This is a genomic window from Paenibacillus sp. GM2FR, from assembly GCF_002803325.1.
Lineage (GTDB): Bacteria > Bacillota > Bacilli > Paenibacillales > Paenibacillaceae > Paenibacillus_AQ > Paenibacillus_AQ lautus.
In genome coordinates this window covers 1287066-1307171 of record NZ_MKZM01000008.1, presented here as the reverse complement: position 1 = coordinate 1307171, position 20106 = coordinate 1287066, and the positions used below count along the sequence as shown (strand labels likewise).

15 protein-coding genes are annotated in these 20106 nt (G+C 46.4%); 2 read left to right on the top strand and 13 right to left on the bottom strand.

Going from position 1 to position 20106, the window contains the following annotated elements:
- Positions 1-325: 325 nt before the first annotated feature.
- Positions 326-1129 (bottom strand): hypothetical protein, encoded by an 804-nt coding sequence (locus PAEVO_RS06180; protein WP_100536763.1) that lies wholly within the window; start codon positions 1127-1129, stop codon positions 326-328.
- 208 nt (positions 1130-1337) lie between these two features.
- Here PAEVO_RS06180 and PAEVO_RS06175 point away from each other — a divergent pair, with 208 nt between their 5' ends.
- Complete coding sequence (locus PAEVO_RS06175; RefSeq protein ID WP_100536762.1) at positions 1338-2384, top strand: CotH kinase family protein; 1047 nt, start codon at positions 1338-1340, stop codon at positions 2382-2384.
- Positions 2385-2545: 161 nt separating this feature from the next.
- Here the strand turns inward: PAEVO_RS06175 and PAEVO_RS06170 are convergent, their stop codons facing one another.
- The 8 genes from PAEVO_RS06170 to PAEVO_RS06135 form a co-directional block, all read right to left on the bottom strand.
- Positions 2546-3262, bottom strand: coding sequence for a DUF899 domain-containing protein (locus PAEVO_RS06170; RefSeq protein WP_243390643.1), 717 nt, complete (start codon positions 3260-3262; stop codon positions 2546-2548).
- Between the two features lie 204 nt (positions 3263-3466).
- Positions 3467-3817, bottom strand: coding sequence for a DUF2512 family protein (locus tag PAEVO_RS06165; protein ID WP_100536761.1), 351 nt, complete (start codon positions 3815-3817; stop codon positions 3467-3469).
- 102 nt (positions 3818-3919) lie between these two features.
- On the bottom strand, positions 3920-5341 hold the full coding sequence (locus PAEVO_RS06160; protein ID WP_100536760.1) for a sensor histidine kinase: 1422 nt from the start codon (positions 5339-5341) through the stop codon (positions 3920-3922).
- A 3-nt stretch (positions 5342-5344) separates the two neighbouring features.
- Positions 5345-6049, bottom strand: coding sequence for a response regulator transcription factor (locus PAEVO_RS06155; protein WP_100536759.1), 705 nt, complete (start codon positions 6047-6049; stop codon positions 5345-5347).
- Between the two features lie 91 nt (positions 6050-6140).
- Complete coding sequence (locus tag PAEVO_RS06150; RefSeq protein WP_100536758.1) at positions 6141-8345, bottom strand: M1 family metallopeptidase; 2205 nt, start codon at positions 8343-8345, stop codon at positions 6141-6143.
- Between the two features lie 26 nt (positions 8346-8371).
- On the bottom strand, positions 8372-8737 hold the full coding sequence (locus PAEVO_RS06145) for a YxeA family protein (protein WP_100536757.1): 366 nt from the start codon (positions 8735-8737) through the stop codon (positions 8372-8374).
- Positions 8738-8759: 22 nt separating this feature from the next.
- The gene (locus PAEVO_RS06140) at positions 8760-10697 is read right to left on the bottom strand and encodes an ABC transporter permease (protein WP_100536756.1); all 1938 of its coding nucleotides are present in this window, start codon (positions 10695-10697) and stop codon (positions 8760-8762) included.
- Entirely contained in the window at positions 10684-11451 is a 768-nt protein-coding gene (locus PAEVO_RS06135) for an ABC transporter ATP-binding protein (RefSeq protein WP_100536755.1), read from the bottom strand. Before PAEVO_RS06135 ends, PAEVO_RS06140 begins: the two co-directional genes overlap by 14 nt.
- 249 nt (positions 11452-11700) lie before the next feature.
- Between PAEVO_RS06135 and glsA the strand changes: the two genes are divergently transcribed.
- Positions 11701-12642, top strand: a complete 942-nt coding sequence (gene glsA, locus PAEVO_RS06130) for a glutaminase A (protein ID WP_100536754.1) — start codon at positions 11701-11703, stop codon at positions 12640-12642.
- 134 nt (positions 12643-12776) lie between these two features.
- On the opposite strand, the gene PAEVO_RS06125 is transcribed toward glsA, so the two are convergent.
- From PAEVO_RS06125 to PAEVO_RS06110, 4 genes are all read right to left on the bottom strand, one after another.
- Positions 12777-13454, bottom strand: a complete 678-nt coding sequence (locus PAEVO_RS06125; RefSeq protein WP_100536753.1) for a protein kinase family protein — start codon at positions 13452-13454, stop codon at positions 12777-12779.
- A gap of 259 nt (positions 13455-13713) precedes the next feature.
- A complete protein-coding gene (locus PAEVO_RS06120) occupies positions 13714-17442 on the bottom strand; it encodes a non-ribosomal peptide synthetase family protein (protein ID WP_243390642.1) in 3729 nt (1242 codons plus the stop codon).
- Between the two features lie 55 nt (positions 17443-17497).
- Positions 17498-19270, bottom strand: coding sequence for a methyl-accepting chemotaxis protein (locus PAEVO_RS06115; protein ID WP_100536751.1), 1773 nt, complete (start codon positions 19268-19270; stop codon positions 17498-17500).
- A gap of 501 nt (positions 19271-19771) precedes the next feature.
- Positions 19772-20104: a thioredoxin family protein gene (locus tag PAEVO_RS06110; RefSeq protein ID WP_100536750.1), complete on the bottom strand. Its 333-nt coding sequence runs from the start codon at positions 20102-20104 to the stop codon at positions 19772-19774.
- Positions 20105-20106 lie beyond the last annotated feature (2 nt).

Sequence of the window (20106 nt, the reverse complement as noted above, 5' to 3'; positions counted from 1 at the left end):
ACAACGTGCATGCTTATAACTGCAATAGTCGAACTGGATAAACATTCCCCTGAAGGAAGCATTGGATGCCTTCGGCAGCCAATGCTCATTCAGAGGCAAGACATGAATAATGCACGCACAATGATATCGGTAAGGGGCTGAATCGGGGGAATATTCATGCAACTCACCTTATAAAAGAGGAGAACGCAATGATTCATGTGAGGTGTTTCGCTGCGGAGGACTAACATTGGTTACGTTTAAATTCCTATTGCTTCCTATATAAAATGAGTGAGCAGAAGATGGCTGGAATTGGATGTTATTACACCGTTTGTAATGGAACGATAAGTTACTCGCCGCCATTTCTCCGTTTTCCGCTGCGATTCCGGTTGCCGGAGCGGTTATTGGAACGGTTGCCGCTGCGATTGCGCTTGCCGGAACGGTTCCTGGATTGGTTGCCGCCTGTCCAGTTCATCCAGTCTCCGCCAGTCTGGTTGCCTCTCGTTTGGTTACCTCTCGTTTGGTTACCTCTTGTTTGGTTACCTCTTGTTTGGTTACCGCCTGTACGGTTTCCTCCTGATTGGTTGCCCCCCGTACGGTTTCCTCCTTGGTTGCCTCCCGATTGGTTACTGCCTGAGCGGTTGCCTTGCGATTGAGATTGGTTGGATTGGTTGCCTTGAGAGTTGCTATTTTGATTCTGATTTTGATTTTGATTGCCGCCGGATTGGTTATTCCCTCCGCCACGAACAACCGTGATCGATTTAATATGGCTAACAGGGATGTGAACGACCTCTTGACCTTTTACGGTTAAGATCAGATAGTTCTGGTTCACGTCAACGATGATACCCTCCAGTTTTTCTGGTCCGCCGCGATTAATTTTAACAAGGCGATACCGAAGGGCCTGCATGACTCCTACGAAGTTGTATGCCGTGATCGGATTTACGATGCTTTCTCTCGCTCCACCGGATTTACCTGTATCCGTAATGCTCTTGACATGATCGTCTTTAACATAAACGAAACCGCCATCAGCAACTGCAACCAGGTAGTCTGACTGAGCATCGAGCAGAAGACCTTCGATTGAATCCGGTCCGCCGCGGTTGATCTTCACGTTTCTTCCTACCAAATTCCCGAAACCAAACCTGTTATAAGCCATGTTCATGCTCCTTTCGAGGATTCATATTTCGACAGATCATGAATGGTATATTTCAGGTGTCATCTTGACCGCATTGGATACCCCTCAATTGTCCATCAGGTCTATCGGTAATATATTCATATGTTTCCCGTAATAGAAAGGAACTGGTTTAATATAATCGAATCATATAAAATCAACGATAGTCTACCAGTTTGAAGGAGGTAGCTTCATGCCCTTGCCTGTGTATCGCGTAACTATCAAAGACAAGGATTATGAACAGTTAAAAAGCAATATTTGGTCAAATCATTTTGTGCCTGCACAGCTGGTTAGCGGTGGAAAAAGAATACCCATACGTATTCGCTATCGCGGAGGGCATACACGTGAATACCCGAAAAAATCCTATGAAATTAAAACCTCAAAATATACCTACCACTTCAATGCCGAATATGATGACCCTTCCATGATTCGAAACGCCCTCTCCTTTCAATTTTTCAATTCCATCCATGTGCCAAGCCCGTCGACCCGCCACTGCGTGCTGCATCTGAATCATGAGAATCTGGGGGTATACCTTAATATTGAGGCAGTCAAGACTCCCTTTTTTCGTAAGCGGGGAATTCCCGTGCGCAGCATTATTTATGCCGTTAACGACAATGCCGATTTTACGGATAAGCGTTCATCCGGTAAATCCTCCTTCTCGGGTTATAACCTGATCAAAGGTTCCGAACGCGATCGTGTGAAGCTATCCAACTTCGTACAGCAGATTCATCTAAAAGTAGGTGCCGATTTGCAGCAGTATCTCCGTAAGCACCTGGACATCGAAAATTATTTGCGGTGGTTATGCGGCGCGGTATTAACCGGGAATTATGATGGCTTTAATCAGAATTACACCTTGTTTGAGCATGGAAAAACTCGAACTTACCGCATGATCCCGTGGGACTACGAGGGAACCTGGGGAAGGAATTGCTATGGAAAATTAGTAGATTCCGATCTAGTGAAAATTCAAGGTTATAATAAGCTGACCGAGAAAATATTATCCTTCCGTCCGCACAGGCAGAGGTATAAAGCTCTCCTGTCAGGGTTTCTTGAGTCGGTATTCACCGTGAGGCGCCAACTGCCGATCGTATACAAAATGCACAATGCGATTGCGGACCATATCTATAAGGACCCTAATCATAAGTGGAGCGACAAGGTGTTTGACTCCGAACCGGATACGATACGTAAATATATTGATCAGCGAAGACAGGACATCATGAATCAATTGGGCAGTTTGGATTAAACGTCAAAAGAACAAGGCTGCCTTCATGATGATATTATCCCCTCCAAGTAAACGATTGTGCGCATTCTTCGCACTGCCTACTAAAGGGTTAATATCATTTTTCGGCGGCCTTGCAGTGGTCTTATCGTTCAGGATCCTGCTCCTTTCATGATTTTAGGCCACTATCCGTGGTATGCAGAATAGATGTGAAACACGCGATCGCCGACCCGAAGAAACCAGCTTCTTCCTGGCAGCTCAATCGACTGCTTGCCTTCAAAGTCTAGTGGATTACCTTCCTGCTCATACTCCGCTTTGGTGCGGTAATTATATTCTACAGGAGTCACGGCCTCATCCAGCGTAACGTGGAAATCGTAGTTGAAATCACTGCCATACGAAGAGTACCAAGGGAAGCTCCAGCCCTTGCGGTCTTTGTATGCCTCGATCTTTGCCAGTGGTGCACGGGAGATGTATACAAAAGAGGTGTCACGGTCATGCATCAACTTCAGGTGGTCATCCGAAATCTCGGCAGCACCGGCTGAGCAGCCTGGGCAGCCCTGTTCCCAGTCCGGGTCAAACATGAAGTGCCCGACGATGAGTTGACTTCGACCGTCAAATAAGTCCAGCAATCTTGCCTTGCCGTCCGGACCTTCGAAGACGTAATCCTTGTCCATCTCGACCATGGGCAGGTTTCTTCGTTCAACCAGCATCGCATCCGGTTCATGGGTAACTTCGTTCTCTTTCGCTAACAATGCCTTACGAGCCACGAGCCACTCGTCCCGTGACACGATTTTGGGAGATTCCTCTCCAGTTTCTTTGGCCATCAGTTCCTTACGATCGAATAGCCACGCATCCGGGGATAGGACTTTTGGAAGCTGCAAATGATTTTCTCCATTTTTCATAATGAAATTCTCCCTTCATGTATTTTCTTAAGTTTATCTCTAATAGCAGCTAAAAATTTCTTCTCAATTGCTCAAAAATCAAGAATTATAGCCTTGCCCTTTCAGCAAAACCTTCTTTTCGATATATAAAAATAAAGAAGCCTGATTTCAGGCTTCTTTTCGGATCGCGCGTTATGTGTTTGTTTCATAGATTCCATTCTGGTTTTACGAGGCCCGCTGTCTTTTTTTAAACAGATTCTCGCCCCGAAGCCACATATGATATAAATACTCAAAGCTTCCTGCAAGTACCGCGATTAACAGGACCTCCGAGAAATTAAGGTTCCAATTCGCAACGCCGCCAATGATCCACAGCATAACAAATACTAAGCCGACATCCGCGATCGTAGCCATCACATTGCTGGTGCGGGGCAGAATATATAAATCCCCCACCAAATAAGCAACGATACCAATTCCTAATGCCGTCAATATAGCCCCTGTGAACGAAGCATCGGTAAGCCCAACAAGCAGTGCCGTAACCAAAACTCCATGCACCAATAACTTAACAAGCAGTTTCATAAACTATACACTCCTTTTAACGGTAGTGTAACCTGCTTGCATCATTATTACTCTTGACCAAGATCTCTAACCGTCGGAAAACCATCATGGATATCAGACGCTCTAAGTACGCCCCAGTTTGATTTCCATAACCGTGCCTTGGTCAACTTTGCTATGAACCTGAATATGTCCTCCATGCGCGATAACTATGTCATGCGTAATGGCCATGCCAAGACCCGACCCTTTATGGAGTTCCCCCGTATGGGTCCCACGGTAATAGCGATCGAAGATCCTTCCGAGCTCCTCCTGCTTAATGCCTTTTCCATCGTCTTGCACACGAATCCCGATCTGCTCTTCCTTCTTCTCGACCTCGACCTTGATTGAAATATCCTCGCGGTTATGAACAATCGCATTATAGATCAGATTGCTTATTGCTCTGCGTATCAGAATATCGTCAACCTCGATTTTAATGACCTCATGACTGCTCTTAAAATCAATATCCCGGTTGGCGTACCTGGGGTCATTGAGGGTATCGATCACGACATTGCGTACCAGGCTTACGATGTTTACATTTTTCATATTCAACGTCAGCTCTTTATTCCTCAAGCGGGTGGACAGATTCAAGTCTTCGATCACGTCACTCAAATATTTAGACTTTCCTTCGATGATCCCGGCGTAATCCCGTATTTCGTCCATGGAGAACTGATATTCCGTGTCCTTTATCATCTCCGCATATCCTTGAATCGAAGCTAGAGGCGTTTTGATATCATGCGAGATATTGCCAATCCACTCTTCCTTCATCGCATCCAATTTCTTTCTTTCCATCTCGCTTGATTTCAGCTCTTGGGACAAAAGATTGATATTGGCGAACACGTCCTTATATATCCCCTTAGGCTGATGATAGACGGTATAATCACGCCCAGCCAAACGCTTAATGCTGTCGATTAAGATAAACATGGGTTTGGTCAGCCGCTTGCTGAAGATATAAGCGATACATAAGGCGATGAATCCGTCAACAATGATAATGGACACACTAAAAACCTTAAACGTCTGCGCGAAGTTCCGTGAATCGATGGTGAACACTTGCCGCTCCAGGTATGGGGTCGTAAATCCAACCAAGTAACTGTAACGATGTTCGAAACCTGTCTTTTCGCCAATAAAGACGGTGGAAAGGACTTCCTTCTCGACATACTTATATATCTGTACAATATCGATGGGGGCGTACTTGGTTTTGGCCTCTTCCGGAGCAAGATAACGGTAGATTTCCTCACCATCCTCATCCAGAATTTGAACCCACGCCTGATTTTTCTCCAGAATCTCCTTGCCCTTCTCGCTTATGGTAGCTCCCGTTTCCGATATTACGATATATTCCTGAAAGGATCGGGATATCGACTCTGCTGAGGTTTGCCTATTTAGGAGTGGGAGATCCTCATTTACCGCTTGTAGAATGAATAAGCCGATAATCACCACGATGTTCATAATAATAACGATGACGACGATAAGAACCACGGAGACCAGATACCTGCCGGTCAGCTTCCACTTCATCCCCTATTCATCCTCTACAACAAGCTTATACCCAAGGCCTTTTACCGTGAGCAGATAGCGGGGATTGGAAGGGTCCTCTTCTATTTTCTCCCGCAGCCTCCGGATGTGAACCATCACGGTATTATCAAAACCGAAGAATTCCTCACCCCATACCTGATCATATAAACTTTCCTTGCTAATGATCTGGCCCGGATGTTTAAGCAGCAGCGTAAGCAGCCCCAGCTCTTTCGGTTTTAGTGGAATGACTTTGCCGTTCTTCTTCAGCTCTACCTTCTCTTCATCTAATTCAAAGGGGCCTTTCTTCATCACGCGATTCGGTTTGTCCGCAAGCTCCGTAATATCCGGTCTCCGAAACCGGGCTTTGATCCGGTAAGCCACTTCCTTCGGACTAAATGGCTTGGTAATGTAGTCATCGCCGCCGGCGAAGCCCAGGATTTTATCAATTTCTTCTGTCTTCGCGGATAAGAAGAATATCGGAACATTCGAGACGCTGCGAATTTTCTTGCACACTTCGTATCCTTCTCCGTCCGGGAGCATGATATCCAGAATAACAAGATCAGGCTGCCATTTCTGAAATTCACCCCATGCTGCTTCCGCTGTTCCCGCAGTATACACCTGGTCGATGCCTTCCTTGATCAGCACGGTTTGAAGAAGCCTGACAATATCCGCCTCATCATCAACGACAAGTACCTTTTGATCAAACGCCAAATTCGTTCACCCCCTGCTATAACCAACATTTTTCCCACCTGCCAAGCTGCTATTCAACAGCGTTTGGAGAGTCGAGAAGGGAACTTCAAGCTTACTCCTCCGCAAAAAACTTCGACAGCGGATTCTCCACTTTTTTATCTAACACCACCTTGCCCTTCTTGTCCAACACATAATACTGATAATAAGCGCTCGTGAATCCGATGGATTCCTGCATGTTCGCCATGTAGGTCTCCAAGACCTCGTCTGTTACATGATCACCATTCCAAAAATAGTGAAGCATTAAGCGATTTTGATTGAATGGATGCTTGATCGCATATGCCCCGGAAGCACTCGGTTGATTCATGGTATCCTTCCAGGCAAAGCCCATTTTGTTCGCCCGCTCGATAATACCGGATTTCAGCGCCTGCACCACCCCGTTTGATTTACCGTTGCCGATCACGATCAGATTGCTTGTCCCCAGTTCCTTCTTCAATTTCTTTTTTAATACCTGGCGATCCCGAATAACATCATATTTCACTCCGCTGATATCCAGAAGCATCGTGAGCTGGTTCACCATGGCTTCTTGCTGCTTGCGTGTTTGAGTGCTTACTTGATCGCTCAGAACGATCGATAACGGCTCTCCTTGAAGGGCCTTCTCCATGATGCGGCTCATCGTTTCGTAGGGCAAGCCTGGAATTTGGGTTAAGGCTGATTGATACAGCAATTGAAACTGATCATGCAAATATGCGGTTTTTTCTTCGTCCGACAGTTGGTATTCAGGCTTAAGAACAAAACCCGGTTGATATAGAGCCGTGGCCATTTCGTTTCGCGCCTCTTTTCCGAGCTCGTCTTCAATCGTTTGGAGAAGTCCCTCAATTGTGGCATTTTTATATACATAGCGTTTGAAATATTCCCTCATAAAGTGGTCAAACTTCTCCTCGCCAACGGACCGGTACAATTGGTATATCGCTTGGCGACCTTTTTCGTAATAAACCGGACTAGCCAAGTCCCCCACCTCGTCATTGGTCGATGCAATAGCAAGTTCCACCTTGGAATCGTCAAATTGAATGGATTTAAAACCATTCAGCTTATCCCCCAATTTCTCGGCAAAATACACCTTGGAAAAATCGGCAAAACCTTCGTCTAGGAACGATTCCTTCTCCGAATCGTTCCCGATCAGAGCGTGGAACCACTGATGCGCGATTTCATGAATGAATACCGTGTCCTGCGCGGGATCGGCTTTGCTGTGAACCTGTCCCATCTGGATGACCCGCGAATATTCGATAGCCACGCCTTCCACGTAAGACTCGACGATTCGGAATTCCGGATAAGGATAAGCGCCGTATTTATCACCAAAAAATTCGATCGCTTTAAATGCCTGATCGATATACCGATCCATGACCTGTTTCTTTCCGGGTTCGTTATCAAAATAAAAATATTCGATCGTCAAGCCGTCGCGGGTAACGCTGTTTACTTTGAAATTGGGACTGGCAAAGAATACGAATTCCCTTGTATTGTTGGCAACAGCTGAAACGACCTTGCGTCCGGATTCCACGTCATTCCGTGTCGTTATCATGCCTGGCATCGCCACCTGATAAGCGTCGGGAACATTGAACTCTACTTCATAATCTGCGGAAGTGTAATAATCCGTTTCGAAGGATGGACTGTAAGGGGTCGTATTCCATTGATGCTTCTCTTCATCATAGACCGACATGACCGGAAACCAGTGAGCGCCATTTATTATATCTTGATAATACGACAACCGCTGCGAACCATACGGAATATTCAGAGAGAAGTCCATATGTACCGTTATCGCTGCGCCCGGTTGTATGGGCTTCTTCAATTGAATCGTCAAAGCCTGATCTTCATTATGGAAATCAAGTGATTGGCCGTTTGCGTTCACTCCCTGAATATCAATACCTCCAAGAAAATCGTCCGGCTTCTTATCCGGATGGTTCTTGCTGATTTCATCGTTTGATCGTTTAAACATGGACGTCTGTGTTGATTTTGAACGGTTCGCATCCGCATAGGTGTGGAATACCAGCTGATTCAACGTATCCTGACTGGTGTTTCGATAGGTAACCATGCTGCTTCCCTGTATGGTCATGTCCTTATCGTTCAGTCTCGCCTGAATGTGATATTGAATCGGTGCATGCGCTTCGTCGCTCTCTGAAATTCGTGAAATTGCAGTAGGGGAAATAGCTTTTGCCGCTGCACTACCCGCGCTAATGAGCGGGCATGCAGTCAATGTCAATGCAAGTGAGCCGATGATAACCTTTTTCGATAGAATCGTTGTTCTTTCTTTTACATGAGTCACGTTAATCTCTCCCTCTGATATCGTCCTTATTTTCCTAACGTTTCGAGCTTTACTTTGGCTTGTTCCGGAAGCTTGTCTGCCTGTACCTCTTGATAGGAGCTGACACCCTTTTCTTTGACGTATAAACGCAGGTACGCTTCCTTGCGCAGTTCTTTGTTCGCCGTAAAGGTCAACGTCTTCGCTTTCCCTTCTTTGTTGAATCCCTCCAAGGTGTACTCATAGTAGATGTACTTCTCCCCGTTATCTGCTTTGTCTTCCACTTTGGTTCCATCTTGAATTTGCACATAATATGAATCGGTCCCGAAGCGGTTAATGTTCACATTTTGAATAAATACAACAAAACCAATGAGGATGGCGACAAGAATGCCGCCGAAGATCATCGTTTTTTTCATGACTCTACTCCTTTATGATAGGTTAATTTGTTTTGGTTACAATTTTATAGTAGGACCTAACGGTCACGACGTAATAGATCAAATAAACACAGGTATAGACGCCCATACAGATCACAACTGGAATCACAAGATTCATATGCAGAAGTTTGGACAAAGCTGAAAGCGCGACAGCGCAGTGGGCAATGCCGGCAACGAGCGGCAAAGCAAAGATGAACAGGACTTGCTGGGCTATGCTCTTTTTAACCTCACGCCGATTTACGCCGATTTTGTTTAAAATCTGATATCTTGCCTTGTCCGAATTGGCTTCGGTTAATTGCTTGAAATAGATGCTGCTGCCGGCCGCCGTGAGAAACACAAGCCCCAGGAATCCTCCCATAAAAATCAACAGGCCTGACGATTCCATTCCTCTTGCATAATCCTGATAATAGCTGGCGAATGCCGCGCCTTCCGGCAAGACGCCTTCAATATCCTCCGTAAGCTGCTTCGCTTTGTCTTGATTCGATAGACCATATGCCTCCAGCATGACGGTGTTTGTCTGCTTCTCCAATTGCGTAAACAGCTCATCGCTTACCACCATAGTAGAATAGACCGTTCCCATATTCAGCACGCTGTATTTCTTCAATTCCTTAAAGGTAATTTGCTGCTCCTGCTTGTTTTGTTTGAGAGTGACTGTAGAACCCACATACGCCGGTGATATTCCTTCGAAATAGGCCGGGTCCATGGCAACTGCCTCTTCTCTCCTTAAAGTAATGGTGTCTTTACGGCCCTGCGCCTTCGCCAGCTCGTTGAAATCATGCTGGGATATAATGCTGAATGTTTGAATGTCATGCGAGAATGCCTCGCTAAGACCTCTAACATCAGCATCCACTTCCAAGACAGGGACGGACACATGATATAACAGCTCGTGATGCGGAGTAGAGTCTATCAACTCGTCGACTCGCTTCGTCATGCTGCTATCACTATCGCGGGAGATCCACATCATGCTGTTCGGATTCGCTTGCTGTGCGCTGCTTGCATTGCTGTAATAGAAGCTGTACGCCGTCCCAACAGCAGTCAGTGTTGTGGCGCTAAGCACCGCAATGATCGTCAGCGTCCGCGCGTTTCCTTTGATGCGATATAGAAGCTGGGAGACGCCGATCATGTTCATCCCGTTCCAGAATCGGTTCTTGTTATTTCTGGATAATTTCAACAACGTAACGGTCAGGGTACTGAACAGCAGATACGTTCCAATCATCACCGTCATCAGGATAACGAGTGGCGTTAGCATGAATCCCATCGCCGCCCAGGCCTTGGATTGCAACAGGTTCTGCAGAGCAAGCCAGTATCCGGTGCCTATGAATGCCAGAGACAATAAGGCGGTGATCCATGAAGCCTTCGGTTCCCTTTCTCCCTCCTGATCCGCATGAAACAACTCAATCAATTTGAAACGGTAGATCAATCGGTAACCCTGCAGTGACGTAATAAGCGTAATGATCATGAACACGATGGTGGTGTTGATGATGGCCGCAGGCGATATCGAAAAATTCGACACTGCGTCATAACCCATGACCTTCATTAATAGGGATACAAAGAAACGCGTCAGCACCGAGCCGAGAGCAATCCCTGCCAGTAGAGCTAGCACACCCATCAGAAAATTTTCATAAAATAACATCCGGCCGATTTGTTTCTTCCGAACACCGAGCAGCGAATATAATCCGACTTCTTTCTTGCGCTTGCGGGTAAAGAAGGAATTGGAGTACCAAATGAATATAGCCACGAATATGATCAGCACGACGGCCGCAGCGCTAAAGGCCGAACTGATTTTTGTCGACCCTTCCGTTGCGGACTGGATCGCAGTATCATATTTTAGTGAAACAAAAGTGAAATAAATGACGATACTAAAGATCATCGAAGCAAAGTACAAAAAGTAATTCGTGAAATTTTTGCGGATGTTTTTTCTGGCAATGCTAAACAGTGTCATCATGCTCACCCCCAAGTGCAGCCAGTACCTCCAGGATCTGATCAAAAAACACCTTGCGCAGTTGGTCTTCTCTATGAAGCTCCTGGTAGAGCTGTCCGTCTTTTATAAAAATGACGCGTTTGCAGTAGCTTGCGGCATAAGCATCGTGAGTGACCATCATGATCGTGGAGCGATGGAACTCATTCAGTTTCTTTAAGCTTTGCAGCAAGCTTGTTGCCGACTTGGAATCCAGAGCCCCCGTCGGTTCATCCGCCAATATGAGGCTTGGATTGGCAACGATAGCGCGTGAGGCTGCGGTACGCTGCTTCTGACCACCTGAGATGTGATAAGGATATTTATCCAAGATATCGCGAATGCCGAACGTATCGGCGATCTCGTTAACCCGTTTCTCGATTTCGGCCGCAGGCACCCTGGACAACGCCAGGGGAAGCAAAATATTTTCTTTGACAGTGAGCGTGTCCAGCAGGTTGTAGTCCTGAAATATAAATCCGAGCTGGTTCCGGCGAAAATCGGACAGCTGCTCCTCGTCCATCGACACGATATGTTGTCCGGCAATCGTAATATCGCCTGCCGATGGTGTATCGATCGTCGAGAAAATATTCAGCAGCGTGGATTTGCCTGCCCCGGAAGGTCCCATAATGCCAACAAATTCGCCTTCCTGAATTTCAAGATTGATATCTTGCAATGCCGTATATTGATTCCCTTGAATACCGAATGTTTTTTCTACATGTTTTGCTTGTAATATAGTTGTCATATTGCGTTCTCCTTCAAGTCGTCGTTAGTTGAGCACAGATGTAATTATAGAAGGCGAACCTTACACGATTTTTATACGAACCTTACATAAAGCTTAACAAACTAGTGGAGAACACTTACACGAACCTGCTTGCCCAGAACAAAACAAAAACCCGCAGCATGGACATGGCCATGGCGGGCTAAAGCGTCCTATTATAAAAGTCTTCATAATCCTTGTTCGAGATTCTGAATGCTGGAAGGGGCTTAAAAAATGATGTCACCCGAAATCGAAACCATTAGGCAGCAGCTCCCCGGCTGGCTGGAAGCCAGCTTGCCATGTGTCGGCAGAGGCAAAGTCGCCTCCTACATCCCCGAGCTATCCAAAGCTCCCCATGCTGCTTTGGGCATCACCCTTTTGAACACCCAGGGCGAATCCGCTACCGCCGGGGACTGCGGGCTGCGCTTTACGATGCAGAGCATCTCCAAAGTGTTTACGCTAATATTGGCGCTGATGGATAATGGAGAGGATGCCGTCTTCAGTAAGGTTGGCATGGAGCCGACCGGAGACAACTTTAATTCCATGCTGAAGCTGGAGTTAGTAAGGCCCGGCATTCCCTTCAATCCGATGATTAACGCAGGCGCGATTACCGTTTCTTCCTTAATTCGCGGAGGCAGCCCGAACGAGAAATCCGACCGGATTCTTCAGTTCCTTAAAGAGCTCTCAGGCAACGCTGGTTTGGAGTATGACTTGGGGGTTTACCGCTCAGAATCGGAAACCGGGAATCTGAATCGTTCCATATCCTTCTTTTTGAAGGAAAACGGGGTTCTAAGCGGCGATGTTGAAGAGGTGTTAGAAGTATATTTTCGACACTGCTCCATCCATGTGGATTGCGCCGATCTAGCCAGAATGGCCTTGGTGCTAGCCTGCAACGGTTCGGATCCGCTAACCGGCAAAGCGCTCATACCTCGAAGATATGTTCAAATCGCCAAGACATTCATGACGACATGCGGCATGTACAACGCATCAGGAGAATTCGCCATTTATGTAGGATTACCCGCCAAGAGCGGCGTTTCAGGGGGCATTTTAACGTTTGTGCCGGGACATTATGGAATCGGTGTGTTAGGCCCAGCACTGAATGACAAGGGCAACAGCTATGCCGGCGTACATTTGCTGCAAACCATATCCCGGGAAATGGACTGGAGTATCTTCTAATTACAATAATCCCCCTGGAGCAGTTACAGCCTCAGGGGGATTGAATCCGCCGTATATGTTCTGAATATAGCGCTTTGTTTGATAAGAGGGTAAGAAGGGAATGCTCCTAACCGTTTTGAATGGGGGCGGTTATCCTATTTTCTGAAGAACAGTCGCCCAATCCGGTCCGCAAATTCCTGCATATTCACACTGGATGGGTCAAGACGGTAATATCCGTTCTTCACGGCCTCCAATACCCAGAGCGGTAACTTCTTGCCCTCAAGCAGCGGATATACGTTGTCGTATGCCCACACGAGATGCTCCCATCGCTTGTCGTTTCCATCCTGAATATACTCTGATACATCGAGTACCTTGCCTCGGCCTTCCTGCAGCAGTACATTCTTCAAATGAATATCCCGCGGGTTTAAGCCCTTGCTCCGCACAAAGGAGCGTGCAGCCTCGACATCATCGATGACCTGCCTTGGAACGGATACACCATAGAGCAAACAATCGTACAACGTTAATCCGGATTCATGGCTGATCGCCACATAACGCTCACCTGCTCCAAAAAATGCAGGAAAATAGGGGCTTCCCACCAATTCTTGATAGACCTTAATCTCCGCTTCCTTCTTAGGCAGCGCCTCCGCAGCATACAGTTTAAACGCATAGGCAGGCAATGGTTCGTATACGAATACCGCAGCATCCGTACCGATTCCGATGCAGCGCAGGTCATCCGATTCGCCTTCAATCGTTACAGGGTCGTTTTCACCGTTCTTGATAACTTCCATGCAAGCCAGTGCGGTTTCTGCCTGCTTCCAATGTTTGTGATTCATGGGCCACCTCATTTGGTGTTACTGGACTTAAATCAGTATGATATTACCACACTCACGCCATAAGAAAAACGTCTATCGACAAACTTTCACAGATGACAGACCGCAATTAGATGAAGTTTTTCTTGTGAGATATGGATGATAAGCCTCGGATGTTTATACTTTCTTATCTCTTAAAAAAAATATGTGCATGTTGTGGCTGATCCTAAACACAAAAAAACCGCGAAAGCTTCTCGCGGTTTTCATGCTTGCTGCCTGATCGTTATTCCGGTTTCACGAAATATCCGATACCAGCGGCATACTCAATCATTTTTTCAAATAACAGCTTGTCCGGTACAGCACATTTTACTCCCGTGTGCTTAAGGAATTCCGATGTTTGCGGACAAGTATACCGGTAGATGGAATTCTTCGCACCGTCGCCTTCGAACTGTGCCATCGCCAGCTCAAGGCCTTCCTTATCCTTCGGCTGCTGCGGGTCCAATAACCATGCCTCGTATTCCTTCCAGTCCATCACCGAAATGTCATATCCATGGGCTTTAAAATGCCCCACCATGTCCTCATAAGGAATGGCAACCGGGTTACAGATATGGAACACTCGCCCGACCGTTTCTTGCTGAAGCAGAAGAGCGGTAATGGCTTCCCCGGCATAGTTAATCGGCGTAATATCCACTTCCCATCTCACGCCAGGTGCTTTCTTCAACAGCAGCATCGCTTTTAGCATGCGGTAAAAAGCGTTGTTGTCGATGTTTTTCTGGAAAATCCCATTCTCCGAGTTACAGGACAAATTCCCCACGCGATAAACCGCTGCCGGGATGCCTCTATCAGCACCGGCTTTAATGACCAGCTTCTCTGCCTCCAGTTTGCTGTTCGTGTAGACATTCTCGATGGACGACTCTTCATATCCCGTTCCGGCAACGATGGCATCCCATTGACCGCCCAGTGCCAAATCTTCAGGGATCCCTAGCGTAGATATAAAGTGGAAGCGGATATGCGGTCTTCTCTGAGCCAATGCTAACAGGCGGTCCGTACTCTCGACATTGACTCTCGCAAAATAGTCGGAATCGCCAAAATGCTTCACTTCAGCTCCGCAATGAATGATGGAATCGATGCGCGCTTCAATCATTGCACGGTCTTGGTCTCCGAGCCCGAGGAACTCCTGCTCCAAGTCACCCTGTATCGCAATCACCCTTTTATCCATTCGAGACTTGACATCTTCGCCAAAGTATCCAGTCATGATCTGCTCAAGGCGAGCATAAGGCTCCATCAGCTTCGATGGTCGAACCAGGCAGTACACGGTAGCAGTCGATTGTTTCAGTAGTTCATACAACAGATGTGATCCCAGATATCCTGTGGCACCTGTCAGCAAAATATGCTGCTGGGTATAGGTGGGTTGTGCCGAACCATGATGGATAGGGAAAGAGATCGGATACTCAGCCAAATCCTGAATCGGAAGATCCCTATCCTCTGTTTGATCGGATGGTTTCGTTTGCTGCCCCAATTCCTCTACTCGCTCCGCTAATTTTGCAATCGTCGGATACACAAAGAAATCATTGATCTTCAACTGTGGATAAAGCGGCTTAAGGAGCACCAGAATCTCCAGAATTTTCAGTGAATAACCGCCAATATCGAAGAAATCGTCATGGATGCCGATTTTGGTTTGGCCGAGTGCTTTTTCCCAGGCTGCAGCAATATCCCGCTGAATATCGTTAACCGATGCCTCATAGTGGGAGTCATCCTCTTCCATCTCCATCGACAACTCGTATAATGCCAGCTTCTTACGATCAATCTTGCCGGTCGGGGATAGCGGCATTTCTTCGACGAAACACATGTATTTAGGAACCATGTAACTAGGCACCTTCTGACTTAAAAATTGCACCAAATCCTTAGCGGAAGCCGCCTGTCCATCATGGGTTGTATAGAATGCCGCTAACATTTTGGTTCCGTCCTCGTCCATTCTCGGAATGACCGCGATGTCCTTTACGCGTTCATGCTTCGCCAGATTATCTTCGATCTCCCCAATCTCGATCCGAAAGCCTCTAATCTTCACCTGTGAATCTTTACGTCCCCGGTATTCCACTTGTCCGTTCGGCAGCAGGCGAACCAAGTCTCCGGAACGGTAGTATTGTTTTCCGGATTCCGGTGTTATCGGATCCAGTATGAAGGCTTCTTTGGTTTTCTCAGGCTGATTCAGATACCCTTTGGCTACGCCAACCGAGCAGATTAGCAGCTCTCCGGTTACGCAAGTTGGACATAACTCATTATGTTCATTCACAATATACAATTCATAGTTGGCAAAAGGCGTCCCGATATACACGGTGGCCAGATCGTCCGGAACCGGATAATCGACGACATGCCCTGTTGCTACAACCGTCGTTTCCGTTGGTCCGTATAGATTCACGATTGGAATCTGCAGCTTCTTCTGGAACATACGAACGGTTTCTCCAGCCAGTGCTTCCCCACCGACCACGATCGTTTTGATATTGCGGTATTTGTAAGTATCTTCCATAGGTAAATAGGCTGCCAATTGATTAAAAAACACCGTAGGCAAAATCGCGACACGCGTTGCATTGGTTTCTACCACGGCCTCCGTAAAGGCGTCTATGGAGAAACGCTGCTCATCGGAGAGAAGATGCAGCTGCGAACCGCAAGCCAGCGATCCGAATATATCGTAAACGGAAGCATCAAAGCTGAATGTGGAATATTGAAGAATGATATCCTGTTCACTCATCTGTAATTTCTCTTGATTGGCCAGTGCCAAATTCACGACGCCTTGATGGGCGATTAAGGCACCTTTCGGTTTGCCCGTAGAACCGGAGGTATAGATAATGTATGCCAAATCATCGCCTTCAACGCAGACGCCACAGGCTTCGGCCGAGTATGAAAGGAATTGTTCATCAAGACAGAAGTACGCTGGCTTCGGTTGAAAACCAGCCAGGAGTCCATCCAGCTTTGCCGTGAAATCCTGATGCGTAAGAATAATCGCTGACTCGGTATCCTCGATAATATAGGCATTTCGTTCATCTGGATGTGATGGATCCAGCGGGATATAGGCTCCGCCGGCCTTAAGCACACCGAGCATACTGATAATTGTATCCAGGCCCCTCTTCATAAATATCGAGACGAATTGGCCTTTACGCAGCCCCTTGTCTATAAGCATATGTGCAATTTGGTTTGACAACCGGTCAAGCTGTTCGTACGTTACTTGCTCATTACCCGACGATAGTGCAATTCGTTTCGGAAATGTCTCCACAATGGAAGCAAGCATCGACACAATGGTAGGATCCTCCGGGAGCTCCTTCTTTGTGTCATTGAGAATCGTGTACGCGTTCCGGTCCTCTTCTGTCAGCATAGGCAAACGGCTAACCGGCATGTCTCCATGCTCAAGAGCCGCGCATGCTAGCTGCTCAAAATGCCTGCTGAATTTTTCGATCGTTTCTTCTTTATATAAAGGCTGTGCATAGGATACGTAGAGTGTCCACTCGTCCTTTCTTTCCTCCTGAACCATCCAGTTCAGCGAGCTGGAACTATAGGCATAACCATTCCCATTATTGCCATAGACCGTTTGGAGAGTGAGCGGTTGACCAGTGAATCCTTCTATATCCTCAAGCGAAAAGCTGCTTCCTTCAATCTGCTCCATTTTGACGGAAACCTGCTCATAAATCTGTGCGAATGAATCGTCACCGCTTAAGTTAACTCTAAGCGGAAGGAGATTGCCCTTCTCATTGTTTACGCCGATCAGCAAATCGGTATCGTGTGTCATTCGGTACAGAAATACCACATAGCTTGTGAGCATCCACGCCTTCAAGTCATATGAATCGCGGAACCGCTTGATCTTACCGGTTTCGATACGAAGGTTAATCGCCATGCGATCAAGCTCTTGCTGCTGAAGATGCGCTGGACCATCGGTGTACAGATAGAATCCCGGTAAAGGTAGCTGCAGTTCATTCAACCAATATTCTTTGCCTTGTTCGATCATCAATGTTGTATTCAAAGGTTTCAGCTCCATCTTTTTTCTCTACTGTTTCTGTTCTCGAAAGCATTACACACTACACTTGCAATTTGTTAACAAGGGCCTCCAACTCAGCGGAAACCTGGTTGATCTGTTCTGCAGACTCGAAGATTTTGGCGAAGGAAGCCTGCTGTTCCTGGGCACTGATCCGGATCTCACCCGACACGGACGAGTTTCTCTCCGCAAGCTCTGCCAGTTGTTTAATAGCAGCGGTAATCTGTTCGGTTTCGGCAACCATTTGCTGTGTAGCCGCAGACACCTCTTGAATTTGACTGGTCACCGTATCGGTTGCCACCAGCATGCCTTTAAACAGCTCACCGGTTTCTTTGACAACCTCAATCCCCTTGGCGACATTGTATTCTCCTTCGCTGATCGCTTCTACCGCAGATGCCGTTTCATCCTGAATGTATCGAACCAACTCAATAATTTGGTCCGCCGATTTTCTTGATTCCTCTGAAAGTTTCTTCACTTCGCTGGCGACGACAGCAAAACCACGGCCCTCTTCGCCCGCTCTTGCCGCCTCGATACCGGCATTGAGTGACAACAGATTCGTCTGAGAGGAAATTTCGGTAATAACCTGCACGATTTGACCGATCTCATGTGAGCGATTCTGCAGCTTCTCGATGATATTCACCGAGTTTTTAACCGAATGATCGATCGAATTCATCTGCTCGATAACCTGCTCCACATTGTGATTACCACGTTCCGACTGCTCCTTCATCTGAATGGATATCTCGGAAAGATCCGATGTATTGCCGGCAATCGTGGATACGCCGGATGAGATTTCCTCAAGCGAAACCACGCTTTCGGTAATGGACGTGCTCTGTAAAGCAACTCGTTCCGACATTTCCTCCATGTTTTTAGTAATAGCAGAAGAGTTATTGTTATTGACTTCCACTGCCGAGAAGAGGAATTTAGACTGCTCTGCGGACTGCTCCGATACCGTTTTGATCGTTGTAACTAGTTCATTAATATGATTGACGGTTGCATTGAACTTGGCATTAACCTGCCCCAGCTCATCTTCGCCGGTTTTTAATTGGACGGTGAAGTCACCTTTGCTCAGCTTGTCAAGCGCCCCCATTAATGCTTGAATGGGTGCGAATGTCCGTCTAATCGTGAAGTATTGCAGTGCTAATACAATCAGCAAAGTAATCAGCAGCGCAAAAACCGTATTGGTGATCAATTCCTGTTTCCCGGAAGCGATTAAGCTTGCATCCACGTCGATCCCCATGTAAGCAAAAACTTCGCCGCTGGCATCCTGGAAAGGATGCAGCACGGTGATCCAGGTACCATAATTGTCTGTATAACCTTTGGTGTAGACGGTTTTTTTCGTTTTTAGCATTTCTCTCACGGCATCGGCATGGATCTTCGGTTGTTCGTATAAGTCCCCGAGATTCAAGTCTTCTTCAGCAAACATATCGAGCACTGCCGTTGGCATGGCAATAATCGAGGTCTTGTTGCCACCCTCGAGCTCCGGTCCAAAAATATAGCCTTGTGCAATATTGGGATGACTTAGGGATAGGTCATCAAACGTTTTGGTTAGTTTCTTTTGGATATCCGCATTGCGGTCAGTCTCGCCTTTCACCGCTTGAGCATCTTCCAGCGATACGGACTTAACCAAGGTATCCATAATTTTCCCCGAATCGGATTGCAGCTGCTTCGTCAGTACGCTGTCCTGGATATAATAGCTTGAACCAATCACAATGGCACCCGTAATAATGATATACAGGCTCGTCCATAACATGTTTTTTGTAACAATGCTCAGATTTTTAAAACGCGTTCCTCTTGATAACGTTTTTCGCTCACTCACTTGGTGTCTCTCCTTTGATATCTCTTATGTATCTTCCATTTAAAATAGGGATTTCTTTAGCGAACCTGTCGCATCACCTACTTTCCTGGAAACATTGAATATTTCCGGAATTTCTCATGAATACATTACATTTTTCAAAAATGTTCGTCTTGAATGAACCGCCTTCCCCCTCCATCATTCTTCTGACATAGGTTCATTCCACATAATGTTCTTGTTATGTGAAATTTCAGTTCAATAGATCCATATTCACGTTATGATTCCATAAACCTTGCATCTTTTGTACTATTAATAAATCGGCATTCTCCCTTATATTTTTAATACTTTAGTAATATTTGAATGCAAAATAATCCTGGCTTTCGACAATTATTTGAATTTTCATTGAAATTTCATCAACTGGGATCGCTGGATCCACATCACCGGAAACGCAAAAAAAGGCGACATTCCGATTAGTCAGATGACTTTGGAATATCGCCTTATGGCTTCATTACATGAAGAGGAAGCCTAGTTAAAGAAATTCATTATATTGTTTAATTTCCGCTCTAACTCCCCGAACTGTACAAATCGATCTTCCCTCAGATACTCTTTGCCCTCAACGAATAGGAGAAGCGAGGGGGCGGTGAATATCAAATATCTTGAGGCGATCTCCCCTACCGCTTCGGCCTGAATATGTCCCAGTGAGATACTCGGGAACCGCGTTAACCGTTCTCGAAGTTTCGGTAATATCGCGTGGCATACACTGCAATCTGCCCTGGATACATATAAAAAACTGAAGGTGTGATCTTGAATAAATCGTTCGATCGCCTCGATCGATGTCAGTTGTTCCAGTTCTTTCATAA

Coding starts and splice junctions, on each gene's coding strand:
- PAEVO_RS06140 (WP_100536756.1), bottom strand. CDS start 10,697: ATGACACTGTTTAGCATTGCCAGAAAAAACATCCGCAAAAATTTCACG.
- PAEVO_RS06160 (WP_100536760.1), bottom strand. CDS start 5,341: ATGAAGTGGAAGCTGACCGGCAGGTATCTGGTCTCCGTGGTTCTTATC.
- PAEVO_RS06175 (WP_100536762.1), top strand. CDS start 1,338: ATGCCCTTGCCTGTGTATCGCGTAACTATCAAAGACAAGGATTATGAA.
- PAEVO_RS06180 (WP_100536763.1), bottom strand. CDS start 1,129: ATGGCTTATAACAGGTTTGGTTTCGGGAATTTGGTAGGAAGAAACGTG.
- PAEVO_RS06110 (WP_100536750.1), bottom strand. CDS start 20,104: ATGAAAGAACTGGAACAACTGACATCGATCGAGGCGATCGAACGATTT.
- PAEVO_RS06170 (WP_243390643.1), bottom strand. CDS start 3,262: ATGAAAAATGGAGAAAATCATTTGCAGCTTCCAAAAGTCCTATCCCCG.
- PAEVO_RS06125 (WP_100536753.1), bottom strand. CDS start 13,454: ATGAATCACAAACATTGGAAGCAGGCAGAAACCGCACTGGCTTGCATG.
- PAEVO_RS06145 (WP_100536757.1), bottom strand. CDS start 8,737: ATGAAAAAAACGATGATCTTCGGCGGCATTCTTGTCGCCATCCTCATT.
- PAEVO_RS06165 (WP_100536761.1), bottom strand. CDS start 3,817: ATGAAACTGCTTGTTAAGTTATTGGTGCATGGAGTTTTGGTTACGGCA.
- glsA (WP_100536754.1), top strand. CDS start 11,701: ATGATGTCACCCGAAATCGAAACCATTAGGCAGCAGCTCCCCGGCTGG.
- PAEVO_RS06135 (WP_100536755.1), bottom strand. CDS start 11,451: ATGACAACTATATTACAAGCAAAACATGTAGAAAAAACATTCGGTATT.